Origin of the sequence: Streptomyces sp. WMMC1477 (genome assembly GCF_027460245.1) — a bacterium.
Taxonomy (GTDB): Bacteria; Actinomycetota; Actinomycetes; order Streptomycetales; family Streptomycetaceae; genus Streptomyces.
Genome location: NZ_JAPZBD010000003.1, coordinates 3,037,710 through 3,051,284, shown reverse-complemented (window position 1 = coordinate 3,051,284; position 13,575 = coordinate 3,037,710). Strand labels below are relative to the sequence as shown.

Annotated in this window: 12 protein-coding genes; 10 read left to right on the top strand and 2 right to left on the bottom strand. The window is 74.4% G+C overall.

The genetic code is table 11. From position 1 onward, the window contains the following. The first annotated feature begins 29 nt into the window (after positions 1-29). From O7609_RS14045 to O7609_RS14025, 5 genes are all read left to right on the top strand, one after another. Complete coding sequence (locus O7609_RS14045) at positions 30-425, top strand: TOBE domain-containing protein (RefSeq protein ID WP_219090770.1); 396 nt, start codon at positions 30-32, stop codon at positions 423-425. A gap of 31 nt (positions 426-456) precedes the next feature. Further along, complete coding sequence (gene modA / locus O7609_RS14040; protein WP_269736604.1) at positions 457-1,233, top strand: molybdate ABC transporter substrate-binding protein; 777 nt, start codon at positions 457-459, stop codon at positions 1,231-1,233. Between the two features lie 51 nt (positions 1,234-1,284). Continuing rightward, the gene (locus O7609_RS14035) at positions 1,285-3,285 is read left to right on the top strand and encodes an ABC transporter permease (RefSeq protein WP_269736605.1); all 2,001 of its coding nucleotides are present in this window, start codon (positions 1,285-1,287) and stop codon (positions 3,283-3,285) included. A gap of 20 nt (positions 3,286-3,305) precedes the next feature. After that, complete coding sequence (locus tag O7609_RS14030) at positions 3,306-3,638, top strand: YnfA family protein (protein ID WP_269736606.1); 333 nt, start codon at positions 3,306-3,308, stop codon at positions 3,636-3,638. A 94-nt stretch (positions 3,639-3,732) separates the two neighbouring features. Then, the gene (locus tag O7609_RS14025; protein WP_269736607.1) at positions 3,733-4,497 is read left to right on the top strand and encodes an SDR family NAD(P)-dependent oxidoreductase; all 765 of its coding nucleotides are present in this window, start codon (positions 3,733-3,735) and stop codon (positions 4,495-4,497) included. A 7-nt stretch (positions 4,498-4,504) separates the two neighbouring features. Here the strand turns inward: O7609_RS14025 and O7609_RS14020 are convergent, their stop codons facing one another. Then, positions 4,505-5,698 carry an RtcB family protein gene (locus tag O7609_RS14020; RefSeq protein WP_269736608.1) on the bottom strand — a complete coding sequence of 398 codons (1,194 nt, stop codon included), beginning with the start codon at positions 5,696-5,698 and terminating at the stop codon, positions 4,505-4,507. Positions 5,699-5,890: 192 nt separating this feature from the next. Between O7609_RS14020 and O7609_RS14015 the strand changes: the two genes are divergently transcribed. The 3 genes from O7609_RS14015 to O7609_RS14005 all read left to right on the top strand — a co-directional run bounded on the left by O7609_RS14015 (position 5,891) and on the right by O7609_RS14005 (position 8,873). Beyond that, a complete protein-coding gene (locus O7609_RS14015; protein ID WP_269736609.1) occupies positions 5,891-6,883 on the top strand; it encodes a DUF3558 domain-containing protein in 993 nt (330 codons plus the stop codon). A gap of 26 nt (positions 6,884-6,909) precedes the next feature. After that, positions 6,910-7,656: a DUF3558 domain-containing protein gene (locus tag O7609_RS14010; protein ID WP_269736610.1), complete on the top strand. Its 747-nt coding sequence runs from the start codon at positions 6,910-6,912 to the stop codon at positions 7,654-7,656. An 89-nt stretch (positions 7,657-7,745) separates the two neighbouring features. Continuing rightward, positions 7,746-8,873 (top strand): DUF2637 domain-containing protein, encoded by a 1,128-nt coding sequence (locus O7609_RS14005; RefSeq protein WP_269743649.1) that lies wholly within the window; start codon positions 7,746-7,748, stop codon positions 8,871-8,873. Between the two features lie 123 nt (positions 8,874-8,996). On the opposite strand, the gene lysS is transcribed toward O7609_RS14005, so the two are convergent. After that, positions 8,997-10,739: a lysine--tRNA ligase gene (gene lysS, locus O7609_RS14000; protein ID WP_269736611.1), complete on the bottom strand. Its 1,743-nt coding sequence runs from the start codon at positions 10,737-10,739 to the stop codon at positions 8,997-8,999. A gap of 262 nt (positions 10,740-11,001) precedes the next feature. On the opposite strand from lysS, the gene argS reads away from it, so the two are divergent. Both argS and O7609_RS13990 read left to right on the top strand, forming a co-directional pair. Further along, positions 11,002-12,759 carry an arginine--tRNA ligase gene (argS, locus tag O7609_RS13995; protein WP_269736612.1) on the top strand — a complete coding sequence of 586 codons (1,758 nt, stop codon included), beginning with the start codon at positions 11,002-11,004 and terminating at the stop codon, positions 12,757-12,759. An 89-nt stretch (positions 12,760-12,848) separates the two neighbouring features. Then, positions 12,849-13,424, top strand: a complete 576-nt coding sequence (locus O7609_RS13990; protein WP_269736613.1) for a carboxylesterase family protein — start codon at positions 12,849-12,851, stop codon at positions 13,422-13,424. The last annotated feature ends 151 nt before the right edge of the window (positions 13,425-13,575 follow it).

The window sequence follows — 13,575 nt, the reverse complement described above, 5'->3', positions numbered from 1 at the left end:
GCAAGCCAGGCGGCCGTAGGTTGGCGCACATGCAGTCCTACACCATCGGGCAGGCGGCCCGGCTGCTCGGCGTCAGTCCCGACACCGCGCGCCGTTGGGCGGACGCCGGCCGGGTCGCGACCCACCGCGACGACTCCGGGCGCCGCCTCGTCGACGGCCGCGACCTGGCCGCCTTCGCCGTGGAGCTGGGCCAGGGAGCGCACGGCGAGGACGAGGTGGCCTACACCTCGGCCCGCAACGCCTTCTCCGGCATCGTCACGGGCGTCACGCTCGGCGACGTCGCGGCGCAGGTGGAGATCCAGGCCGGGCCGCACCGCCTCGTCTCCCTCCTGACCAGGGAGGCCGTCGAGGAGCTGGGGCTTGAGGTGGGCGTCCGGGCGGTCGCCCGCGTGAAGTCCACCAGCGTCCACATCGACCGTCCGTGATCCGCCGGTGATCCGCCCGCGAGGAGCTTCCGTGTCCACCGCCAGACGCACCGCCCGGCGCCGCGCCGCCGCCCTGCTCGCCATCGCCCTGCTCGTCCCGCTGGCGGCCTGCGGCAGCGGGGGCAGCGGCGGGAACGGGGACGGCGCCGGGCTGACCGTGCTCGCCGCCTCCTCCCTCACCGACGCCTTCGAGGAGGCCGGCGCCGCCTACGCGAAGGACAACCCGGGCACGGAGGTGACGTTCTCCTTCGCGGGCTCGCAGGAGCTCGTCTCCCAGGTGCGCCAGGGCGCCCCCGCCGACGTGATCGCCACCGCCGACACCCGGACGATGGACGGCATCGCGGACGACACCGAGCACCGGGCCACCTTCGCGACCAACCGGCTGGTCATCGTCGTCGGCGAGGGCAATCCGCACGGGGTCGCCGCGCTGACCGACCTGGCCGACCCCGGGCTCAAGGTCGTTCTCGCCGCGCCGGAGGTCCCGGTCGGCGGCTACGGCCGCCAGGTGCTCGACCGGCAGGACGTCGCGGTGCGGGCGGTCTCCGAGGAGCCCAACGTGCGGGCCGTCCTCAGCAAGGTGGAGCTGGGCGAGGCCGACGCGGGCATCGTCTACCGGACGGATGCCGCCACCGCCGCCGAGAACGTCGACGCCGTCGCGATACCGGAGGAGCAGAACCAGCTCGCCTCCTACCCCGTGGCCGTGCTGAAGGAATCAGGGCAGCCGGAGGCCGCGGCCGGGTTCGTGGAGTGGCTGCGGGGCCCGGAGGCGCGGAAGATCCTCGCCGACCACGGCTTCCAGCAGCCGTAGCGCCCCCAGCACCGGCCCCTCCCCGCCCCCGACCCCCGGAACGTGTCCGCGATGCCCCGATCCGCCGCACCCGCTCCTCGAACCCCGCGGGCCCCCCGGGCCCCCGGTCCGCGTCGCGGACCCCGCGCGCCCCTCGCGCTCGTGCTGCCCGCCCTGCTCGCCGTGGCGTTCCTGGTCCTGCCGCTGCTCGGCGTCCTGAGCCGGACCCGGTGGGACGAGCTGGGCGGGCACCTCGCCGACCCGCGCACGGTCGAGGCAGTGCGGCTCTCCCTCGTCGTCTCCGGCTGGGCGCTGGGCCTGTCTCTGCTCCTGGGCGTGCCGCTCGCGTGGGTGCTCGCCCGGGTGCCGTTCCCCGGCAAGGCGATCGTCCGCTCCCTGGTGCTGCTGCCCATGGTGCTGCCCCCGACGGTGGCCGGGGTGGCGCTGCTGCTCGGCCTCGGCCGGCGCGGGCTGCTCGGGCCGTGGCTGGAGGACACGTTCGGCGTCACGCTGCCGTTCCACACCTCGGGCGCCGTCGTCGCGGCCACGTTCGTGTCCATGCCGTTCCTCGTCATCAGCCTGGAGGGCGCCTTCGCCGGGCTGCGGCCCCGGTACGAGGAGACGGCGGCCTCGCTGGGCGCGTCCCCGCTGCGGGTCTTCGCCACGGTGACGCTGCCGATGGTGGCCCCCGGGCTCGCCGCCGGCGCGGCCCTGACCTGGGCCCGCGCCCTGGGCGAGTTCGGGGCGACCATCACCTTCGCGGGCAACCTCCCCGGCGTCACCCAGACCCTGCCGCTGGAGGTCTACCTCCTGCTCCAGGACGAGCCGCAGGCCGCCACCTCCGTCTCCCTCCTGCTGCTCGCCGTCGCGATGGCCGTCCTCGTCGCCCTGCGCGGCCGGTGGACGGCCGTGGGCACCGGCCCGGGGCCGGGACGCCCGGGGCCCGCCCCGGCGGCGGAACGGGAATCGGGCCCGGAGCCCGAGGCGCGGGTCACCGGACGCGGGGCCCGGCTGCCCGAGGAGGCTCCCGCCGACCGCCGCTGGGCCCTGCACGCCGAGCTGACCGGCTTCACCCGCCTCACCCTCGACGCCGAGCCGGGCACCACCATCGCCGTCGTCGGCCCGAACGGCGCGGGCAAGACGACCCTGCTGCGGGCCCTCCTCGGCCTCACGCCCCGTGCCCACGCCACCCTGCGCCTGGGCGACGACGACGTCACCGGCCGCCCGCCGCACCGCCGCCACGTGGCCTGGGTTCCGCAGGACGGCGCGCTCTTCCCCCACCTGTCCGCCCTGTCCAACACCGCGTACGGGCTGCGGGCCCTCGGTACCGGCCGCGTGGTCGCCCGCCGGGCCGCCCGCATCTGGCTGGAGCGGCTCGGCGTCGGCCACCTCGCCCACCGCAGGCCCGCCCAGCTCTCCGGCGGGCAGGCCCAGCGCGTCGCCCTCGCCCGGGCCCTGGCCACCCGGCCCCGGCTGCTCCTGCTCGACGAGCCCCTCGCCGCGCTCGACCAGACCACCCGCGCCCACGTCCGCCACACCCTGCGCACCCATCTGCGGTACTTCGGCGGGGTGTGCCTCATCGTCACGCACGACCCCGTGGAGGCCGTCTCGCTCGCCGACCGCGTCCTCGTGCTGGACGAGGGCCGCGCCCTCCAGGACGCCCCGCCCGCCGAGGTGAGCCGACACCCGCGCTCCCCCTGGGTCGCCCGGATGCTGGGCCGGAACGCCTGGCCGGGCACCGGGACGGCCGAGGGACTGGCCCTGGCCGGGGGCGGGCACCTCGTCGTCGCCGAGCCCGGACCGGCCGGGGGCGAGGCCCTGGCGATCATCCCGCCGGAGGCCGTCTCCGTGCACCGCGACCGGCCCGGCGGCAGCCCCCGCAACGTCTGGCCCGGCACCGTGCGCGAGATCACCGGGCTCGGCAGCCGCCTGCGCGTGCTCGTGGCGTCCGACGCGGCGCCCGACCTCGTCGCCGAGATCACCCCGGGGGCCGCCGCCGAACTGGGCCTGGCCGAGGGCGTCGCGGTGTGGACGAGCGTCAAGGCGACGGAGGTCACCCTCGTCACCCGCTGAGCGCGGACTACCCTCCCGGCATGACCCTCGGACGATCCGTGCTGCTGTTCCTGCTCGCCGCGTTGCTGGAGATCGGCGGGGCGTGGCTGGTGTGGCAGGGCGTGCGCGAGCACCGCGGCTGGCTCTGGGTGGGCGCGGGCGTGCTGGCCCTCGGCGGCTACGGCTTCGTGGCCACCTTCCAGCCCGACGCCCACTTCGGCCGCATCCTGGCGGCCTACGGCGGGGTGTTCGTCGCCGGGTCGCTGGCCTGGGGCATGATCGTGGACGGCTTCCGCCCCGACCGCTGGGACGTCATCGGCGCCCTCGTGTGCCTCGTCGGCGTGGCGGTCATCATGTACCCACCGCGTGGCTAGCGAGCACGCCGGCCGCGTCGGGGGCACCCCGCCGGGAACGCCAAGGACGCCGGAAGCGCCAGGAACAGCAGGAACACCAGGAAGGGAACCGCGCATGACCAGCCGTACCGCCGTCGTGACCGGAGCCAGCAGCGGGATCGGCGCGGCGACCGCGCGTCGGCTGGCCGAGGAGGGCTACCGCGTCGTGCTGACCGCCCGGCGGGCCGACCGGCTGGCGGCGCTGGAGAAGGAGCTGACGGCGGCGGGGCTGGCCGCCGAGGCCCGCCCGCTGGACGTCACCGACCGGGCGGCGGTGGACGCCTTCGCCGCCTCGCTGGGCCCCGGGGGCGTGCAGGTGCTGGTCAACAACGCGGGCGGGGCGCTGGGCACCGAGTCCGTGGCCGAGGGCGACCCGGCGGACTGGCGGGCGATGTACGAGATCAACGTGCTCGGCGTCCTCCACATGACGCAGGCCCTCCTGCCCGCCCTCACCGCCGCGCCCGACGGCGGCACGGTCGTCGTCGTGTCCTCGACCGCCGGGCACGGAGTGTACGAGGGCGGGGGCGGCTACGCGGCGGCGAAGTACGGGGCCCACGCCCTGACGGAGACCCTGCGGCTGGAGCTGTGCGGGGAGCCGGTGCGCGTCGTCGAGGTCGCGCCCGGCATGGTCCGCACCGAGGAGTTCGCGCTCACCCGCTTCCGGGGCGACGCGGAACGGGCCGAGGCCGTGTACGCGGGCGTGCCCGACCCGCTGCGGGCGGAGGACGTGGCCGACACCATCGGCTGGGCCGTCACCCGTCCCCCGCACGTCAACGTGGACCTGCTCGTCGTCCGCCCGCGCGCCCAGGCCGCCAACCGCAAGGTGCACCGCGAGGGCTGAGAAGCGGTCAGCCCTTCACGCACACCACCTGCCTGAGCTGGGCCACGACCTCGACCAGGTCCCGCTGCTGGTCGATGACCTGCTCGATCGGCTTGTAGGCGCCGGGGATCTCGTCGACGACGCCGGAGTCCTTGCGGCACTCCACGCCGTGGGTCTGCCGCTCCAGGTCCTGCGTCGTGAACCGCTTGCGCGCCTGGTTCCGGCTCATCCGGCGCCCGGCGCCGTGCGAGGCGGAGTTGAAGGACGCGGGGTTGCCGAGCCCCTTCACGATGTAGGAGCCGGTGCCCATCGAGCCGGGGATGATGCCGTACTCGCCGCTGCCCGCACGGATCGCGCCCTTGCGGGTGACGAGCAGGTCCATGCCCGCGTAGCGCTCCTCGGCGACGTAGTTGTGGTGGCAGGAGATCACCGGGTCGAAGGTCGGCCTGGCCTTCCTGAACTCCTTGCGGATCACGTCGAGCGAGAGCGCCATCATGACCTCGCGGTTGTGCCGCGCGTACTCCTGCGCCCAGAACAGGTCGTGCCGGTAGGCGGCCATCTGCGGGGTGTCGGCGACGAAGACCGCCAGGTCGCGGTCGATCAGGCCCTGGTTGTGCGGCAGGCTCTGGGCGACGCCGATGTGGTGGTCGGCCAGCTCCTTGCCGATGTTGCGGGAGCCGGAGTGCAGCATGACCCACACGGAACCGGACGTATCCACGCACAATTCCCAGAAGTGGTTCCCGGACCCCAGGGTGCCCATCTGCTTGGCCGCCCGGTCGCGCCGGAAGTGGACGGGCTCGGCGACGCCGTCGAAGCGGGCCCAGAAGTCGTCCCAGCGCGCGGCCTGGAAGCCGTGCAGGCGCCGCGGGTCGACGGCCTCGCCGTGCATGCCGCGGCCCACCGGGATCGCCGCCTCGATCTTCGACCGCAGCCGCGAGAGATCCCCGGGCAGGTCGTTCGCGGTGAGCGAGGTGCGGACGGCGGACATGCCGCAGCCGATGTCCACACCGACGGCGGCCGGGCACACCGCGCCCCGCATGGCGATGACGGAGCCCACCGTCGCGCCCTTGCCGAAGTGGACGTCCGGCATGACGGCCAGGCCCTCGATCCACGGCAGGGTCGTCGTGTTCCGCAGCTGCCGCATCGCCACGTCCTCGACCCCGGCCGGGTCCGTCCACATCCGGATCGGGACCCGCACCCCCTGGACTTCGGTGTACGACATGGCCCTCAACTCCCCCTACGTGACGATTCTCAACCCACCGCAGAAACCGGACAAGGCACAACAAACAGCCCGGCAGGCCGGACGTCGGTGCGTGGGTTGCTGTAGACATTGTCTTCTGCCGCCCCGTGCGGGCGGCAACACGTTTTCGACGTCGAGCCGATCGACGCGACGAGCGAGTGCAGGGAGGCCAACGTGCGGCGCAGGGCGTACCTGGGCGGCCCCGCGGCCCTCGCGGCGCTGACCGTGGTCCTGACGGGCTGCACGGACGGCGTCGGCGGCGGCCCGAACGACGGCAAGTCCGACGCTTCCGCCAGCTCGACGCCCGACATGAAGCCCGGCCGGTACCGCACCCTTCCCGAGCCGTGCGGTTCGCTGGACCGGGACGCGCTGCGCAAGGCGCTGTTCCCGGAGGGCGGCGGCGAGGGCTCCACGGCGTCCGCCCACCCCGCGGACTCCGTCCTGGACGGCGAGGCGGCCGTCACCTTCGACACCGACCGCCGTGTCGGGTGCAGTTGGAAGAGCTCCACCCCGCTGGGCAGCCGCCACCTCACGCTGGACTTCGAGCGCGTCGTCTCCTACGACCCCGAGGTCAGCGACGACGACCGGGCCCTCGAGCTCTTCGACCTGCGCGCCGCGGAGGCCGGCATCCCGGCCGAGCCGCCGACCGGGGACGCGGGCGAGGACGGCGACGGGGGCAGCGACGGGGACGGGGAGGAGACCGGCGAGCCGTCGGAGGAGCCCTCGGGTTCCGCCTCGCCCCCCGCCTCCGGCACCGCGTCGGACGAACCGGCCAGCGCAGCCGCGAAGGACGCCGGGGACGACGCCGGAGCCCCGGACGACGGCGGGGGCGCCACCCAGCCCGCCACCGCGGGCCAGGAGCCGCCGCCCACGGACGGGGCCACCGGTGACGGACCCAGCGGCCGGGCCACGCCCGGCCTCGACCCGGAGCTCGCCCCGCGTCCCCTGGACGACGTGGGCGAGAACGCCTACCTCGACGACGAGCTGGTCACCGCCGACGCCGGCGTCCACCGGGACGTCACGCTGGTCTTCCGCACCGGCAACGTCATCGTCACCGTCCAGTACAACCAGTGGTCCACCGACAAGCGCCGCCTGCCCGACAGCGAAGAGCTGCAGCGGCAGGCCGACCGCCTCGCGAAGCAGATCGCCCGGCGGCTCGACAGTTGATCCGAGACCGGGAAAGCGAAGCCACCATGTTCCACACCGCCCCGACCCTGCGCCGCGCGCTCGCGCTCGCGGCCATACCCGCGCTGCTCGTCACCGGCTGCCTCGGCGGCGGGGACGACGGCAAGGGGGCCGAGTCCCCGTCCCCGAAGGCCGAGTCCGCCGAGCCCACGCCCGACCCGGTGACGTACGCCACGCTGCCGGTCACCTGCGAGCTGGTGCCGGAGAAGCTCGTCGAGGAGCTCGTGCCGGAGGTCGACTACAAGAGCGGTGAGCCGCTCAAGACCTCCGACGTCGCCACCTACAACGGCTGCCAGTGGTCCGCGCTGGAGGACTACGACTACCGCTCCCTGGTGATCTCCCTGCGCCGGCACGAGTCGGAGGTCGGGGTCGGCAGCGGTGACGAACGCGCCGCGCGGTACGCCGAGTCCCAGATCAAGAAGCTCACCGGCGACAAGGCCCTCAAGGGCGTCGACCAGGCCGCGGTCGAGGGCGTCGGCGACGAGGCCACCGGCATCGCCTACGAGCACACGTCCGACGGCGACGACTACCGCACCCGCACCATCGTGGCCCGGGCCGGCAACGTCGTCGTCGTCGTCGACTACGGCGGCACCGGCTTCGAGGACGGCGAGAAGCCGAGCGCGAAGGACCTGGGCGAACCCGCCGAGAAGGCCGCGAAGCAGACCATCGCGGCCCTGGACAAGGCCAAGGACCAGCCGGAGGACGACGCCGAGGGCCAGGCGGAGGACAAGGCCGGCGGCGAGACCGAGGAGTAATCCGGGACCCCCCTCCCGCCGGGCATGCCCTTGACAACGTGTGCCAGGCTGGGCGCCGCTCACGTGTCCAGAGCGGGAGGAGACCGCGGGTGTCCGCGATGAAGCTCAGCCGAACGCACCGTGTGCTCGTCGGCGTGGTCGTGATCGGGGCGCTGGTGATCGCGGCGATCGGGTTCGCCGGTTCCTACGCCGCCGTGCGGGACCTCGCCGAGCGCAAGGGCTTCGGCGCCTTCGCCCCGTTCTTCCCGATCGGCATCGACGCCGGCATCGTCGTCCTGCTCGCGCTGGACCTGCTGCTGACGTGGCTGCGCATCGGCTTTCCGCTGCTGCGCCAGACCGCCTGGCTGCTCACCGCCGCCACCATCGCCTTCAACGGCGCCGCCGCCTGGCCCGACCCGCTCGGTGTCGGCATGCACGCGGTCATCCCCGTGCTGTTCGTGGTCGCCGTGGAGGCCGCCCGGCACGCCATCGGGCGCATCGCCGACATCACCGCCGACAAGCACATGGACGGCGTCCGCGTCTCCCGCTGGCTGCTCGCCTTCCCCTCGACCTTCCGGCTGTGGCGCCGCATGAAGCTGTGGGAGCTGCGCTCCTACGACGAGGTCATCCGGCTGGAGCAGGAGCGGCTCGTCTACCAGACGCGGCTGCGCGCCCGGTACGGGCGGGCCTGGCGCCGCAGGGCGCCCGTGGAGGCGCTCATGCCCCTGAAGCTCGCGCGCTACGGCATACCCCTCGCGGAGAGCACCCGCGCCCTCGCGGCCACCGAGCACCCGGCGGAGGCGAAGCCCGCCCCGGCGGCCCCGGAGCCGACGCCCCCGGCCCTGGCCGCCACCCCGGAGCCCGCGACCGCGCCGGAGCCGGAGCCCGCGCCCGCGCCGGAGCCCGCGCCCGCGCCGGAGCCCGCGCCCGCGTACGTCCCCGGCAGCCAGGGCCGCCGTCCGATCCGCCGTCCTCCGGAGCCCCCGGCCCCGGCCGAGCCCACCGACGAGCCGGTGGGCCTCCCCGACGGCGTCCCGCTGGAGGACGTGTTCTACGAGGCGTACCGCGCGCTGGCCGCCAAGGGCGAGCGGCCGAACGCCCGTCGTCTGTCCAAGGCCCTCGACGAACGGTTCGGAGTACGGAACCAGGACGGCAGCCTGCTCAGCGAGCACTACCTGCGCCCGTACGTGCGCGAGTGCCGCGAACGCCTCAACGAGGAGATCGGCGTGGTCGGCTGAAGCCCCGCGGGCCCGCGCCCGCACCGGGCGCGGGGAACCGCGCGGCCGGCCACGACGCACCCGCAGCAGGCGATGCACCGGACCGGGCAACCCGGCAGCCAGCGGCCGATCCGCCGGACAGGCCTACGCGGCGAGCAGCTTGCGGACGCGGTCGGCGCCGACGGCCAGCAGCAGCGTGGGCAGGCGCGGGCCGGTGTCCCGGCTCACCAGCAGCCGGTACAGCAGCGCGAAGAACGCCCGCTGGGCCAGCTTCAGCTCGGGCGTCGGCCTGGCCTCCGGGTCGAGCCCGGCCTGCACCTTCGGCACGCCGTAGACCAGCGTCGTCAGCCCGTCCAGCGACCAGTGGGTGTCCAGCCCCTCCAGCAGGAGCCGCAGGCCCTCGCGCTGCCGCTCGTCCAGCGAGGCCAGCAGCTCGGTGTCCGGCTCGTCCCGCACCCGGGTGCGCTGGTCGGCGGGGACCTGGGTGGAGATCCAGCGCTCGGCGCGGTCCAGCCGGGGCCGGGTCTGGTCCAGCGAGGTGACCGGGCGCTCCGGGTCGAGCTCGCCGAGGATGCGCAGGGTCTGCTCCGCCGAGCCCTGGGTGATGTCGACGACCGAGGCCAGCGTGCGGTAGGGCAGCGGACGCGGGGTGCGGGGCAGCTCGGCGGCGGCCGTGCGCACGGACCGGGCGTGCGCGGCGGCGTCGGCGGGCTGCGCCGTGCCGTCGGCGATCCGGCGCTCCAGCGCGTCCCACTCGTCGTAGGTGCGCTGGATCTCCTGGTCGAAGGCGATCTTGAAGGACTGGTTCGGCTTGCGGCGCGCGTACAGCCAGCGCAGCAGCGGCGCCTCCATGATCTCCAGCGCGTCGGCGGGCGTGGGCACGCCACCGCGCGAGCTGGACATCTTCGCCATGCCGCTGATGCCGACGAACGCGTACATCGGCCCGATGGGCTGCCGGCCGCCGAAGACCTCGCGGACGATCTGCCCGCCGACGACGAACGACGAGCCGGGCGAGGAGTGGTCGACGCCGGAGGGCTCGAAGGTCACGCCCTCGTAGGCCCAGCGCATCGGCCAGTCGACCTTCCACACCAGCTTGCCGCGGTCGTACTCGCGCAGCAGCACCGTCTCGCGGTGGCCGCAGGTGCAGGTGTAGGTCAGCTCGGTGGTCTCGTCGTCGTAGGCGACGACGGTCGTGTAGTCCTTCTCGCAGTTCCCGCAGTAGGGCTTGTACGGGTAGTAGGCGCCGCCGGTGCCGCTGCCGTCGTCCTCGGACGCGGCGCCCGAGCCCTCGGCGGCGGCCAGCTCGGCCTCGTCCACCGGCTTCTGGCCCTGCTTGCCGCCCTTGCCGCCCTTCCCGCCGGCCGGCTTGTCCTTGGTGCGGTAGCGGTCCAGGACGCCGTCGATCGTGCCGCGCTCGCGCATGGCCAGCAGGATCTGCTCGCGGTAGGCGCCGGAGGTGTACATCTGCGTCTGGCTGACGCCCCGGAACTCGACGCCCAGTTCCGCGAGCGCCCACACCATGGCCGACTTGAAGTGCTCGGCCCAGTTCGGGTGCTCGCTGCCGGGCGGGGCGGGCACGGAGGTCAGCGGCTTGCCGATGTGCTCGGCCCAGGACGGGTCGATCCCGGCCGGGACCTTGCGGAAACGGTCGTAGTCGTCCCACGAGATGAGGTGCACGCACGCGTGACCGCGGCGCCGGATCTCGTCGGCGACGAGGTGCGGCGTCATGACCTCGCGCAGGTTGCCCAGGTGGATCGGCCCCGAGGGGCTGAGGCCCGAGGCGCAGACGATGGGTTTGCCGGGGGCGTGTCGCTCCGCCTCGGCGATGACCTCGTCCGCGAATCGGGAGACCCAGTCGGTCTCGGTGCTCTGAGCCACGTTCGGCACGTCCTTAGCTTCCGTGTGTTCCTGTGGTGCGTGTCCCGCGGGCCCCGCGGGCCCCCGCGCGGCCCGCCCGGGCCGGCACGGACCCGCGTGTCCCCGGGTGCTTTCGTGAGGCCCATTGTCCCAGACGGACGTCGGCCCCCCGCGTCCGCACGGTGAGAAACCACGCCGGGTCGCGGGGCCCCGCGTGGGATACTGCCGACACGTCCTCGGGACGTTCGAACGTCCACGCGTCCACACCACCGAACGGAACGGTTCACCTTTCATGGCTTCGGTCACTTCGCTCACCGCTACGGTCCACCAGCGCGTCGCGGACGCCCTCGCGGGCGCCCTGCCGGAGGCCGCCTCCGCCGACCCGCTGCTGCGACGCAGCGACCGGGCGGACTTCCAGGCCAACGGCATGCTGGCGCTCGCCAAGAAGCTGAAGGGGAACCCGCGCGAGCTGGCCGGACAGGTCGTGGAACGGCTGCCGGAGGAGGACGACGTCCTCGCCTCCGTCGAGGTCTCGGGCCCCGGCTTCCTGAACATCAGCGTCACGGACGGGGCCATCGTGCGGACGCTGGCCGCCCGGGCCGCCGACGAGCGGCTGGGCGTGCCCCGGGCCGAGCACCCCGGCACCACCGTCATCGACTACTCGCAGCCGAACGTGGCCAAGCAGATGCACGTCGGCCACCTGCGGTCGACGGTGATCGGCGATGCGGTCATGCGCATCCTGGAGCACCGGGGCGAGCACGTCGTCCGGCGGCACCACATCGGGGACTGGGGCACCCAGTTCGGCATGCTCATCCAGTACCTGGTCGAGCACCCGCACGAGCTGGACCACAGCTCGGACGCCGAGGGCGGCGAGGCCGCCATGGCCCGGCTCGACCGGCTCTACAAGGCGTCCCGGGCCCTGTTCGACTCCGACGAGGAGTTCAAGACCCGCGCCCGGGACCGGGTCGTGCAGCTACAGGGCGGCGACGAGGAGACCCTCGCCCTCTGGCACAAGATCGTGGACGAGTCAAAGATCTACTTCCAGGCCGTCTACGCGCAGTTGGACGTCGAGATCCGCGACGAGGACGTGGTGGGCGAGAGCGCCTACAACCATGACCTCCAGCAGGTCGTGAAGGACCTGGAATCCTCCGGTGTGGCCGTGCGCTCCGACGGCGCGCTGTGCGTCTTCTTCGACGACGTCAAGGGTCCCGACGGCACGCCGAGCCCGCTCATCGTCCAGAAGTCCAACGGCGGCTTCGGCTACGCCGCCACCGACCTCGCGGCCATCCGCGACCGGATCGGCACCCTGAAGGCCGACAAGCTGCTCTACGTCGTCGACGCCCGGCAGGCGCTGCACTTCCGGATGGTCTTCGAGACCGCGCGGCGGGCCGGCTGGCTGCCCGAGGGCGCCGCGCTGCAACTCGCGTTCGGCACGGTCCTGGGCAAGGACGGCAAGCCGTTCAAGACCCGGGAGGGCGAGACCGTCCGGCTGGTCGACCTCCTCGACGAGGCCGTGGACCGGGCGGCCGACGTCGTCCGGGAGAAGGCCCAGGACCTCACGGACGAGGAGATCGCCGAGCGGGCCGCCCAGGTCGGCATCGGCGCCGTCAAGTACGCGGACCTCTCCACCTCCATGTCCCGCGACTACGTCTTCGACCTGGACCGGATGGTGTCCCTCAACGGCGACACCAGCGTCTACCTCCAGTACGCCTACGCCCGCATCCAGTCGATCCTGCGCAAGGCGGGGGACGCCCGGCCCGTCGCCCACCCGGAGCTGGCCCTGGCCCCCGCGGAGCGCGCCCTCGGCCTGCACCTGGACGAGTTCGCGCAGACGCTGGCGGGCGTCGCGGAGACCTACGAGCCGCACAAGCTGGCCGCCTACCTCTACGCCCTGGCCACGCACTACACGTCCTTCTACGAGCACTGCCCCGTGCTCAAGGCGGAGGACGCGGCCACAGTCGAGAACCGGCTCTTCCTGTGCGAGCTCACGGCCCGCACGCTGCACCAGGGCATGGAGCTGCTCGGCATCCGCGCCCCCGAGCGCCTGTAGTCCCCGAGGCCGGGGTGGGGCACCCCCCACCCCGGGCCCGGGGGCCGGCCGGCTCCTCGACCGTCCGTCGAGTGCCTAGCGTCATCGTCATGCGGACCATGACCAGACGTGGCGGCACCGTGCGGCGGGCGGCCTACGCGATGATCTCCGTCGCCGTGGCGGCGGGGCTGCCGACCGCCGCGGGACAGGCATCGGACGGCGACCCCGACCCCTCCGTCGTCCGTACGGACCAGGGCGCGGTCCGGGGCGAACTCACCCCCACCGCGCGGATCTTCCACGGCCTCCCCTACGCCTCCCCCACCATCGAGTGGCGCGGGGTGCGGGACGCCACCCAGCCCTCCTGCACGCCCGCCTGCCGCCGCCTCACGGTGACCACGCCCCGCGGCGTGAGCGTCGGCGCCGGGCTCCCCGTCCACGTCCACCTCGGCCCCACCACGGCCTCGGCCGCCCCGGACGCCGTCACCGTCGCCGTCACCGACGAGGGGCTCGCCGGCCAACAGGCCGCCCTCCGCTGGGTGCAGCGCAACGCCGTGCCGTTCGGCGGCGACCCCGAAGCCGTCACCCTGCTCGGCCCGCGCGAGCGGCTCTGCGCCCACCGCACCCACCCCGGCTCCGCCTACCTGTACGCCACCACGACCCCGGCCCGCCCCTGCCCCGCCCGGTAGCGTCTGCGCACGAGACGACACGGCCACGGCCGGGGCGGCGCTCGGCGGACCGGGGGAGCTGCCGGGAGCCGTCACCCGCGCGGGCGCGCGGCCTCCTGCCCGCCGGCCCGGTGCGCGAACCGGCCCGCGCGCCCCGTGGGCGCCCGCTCCC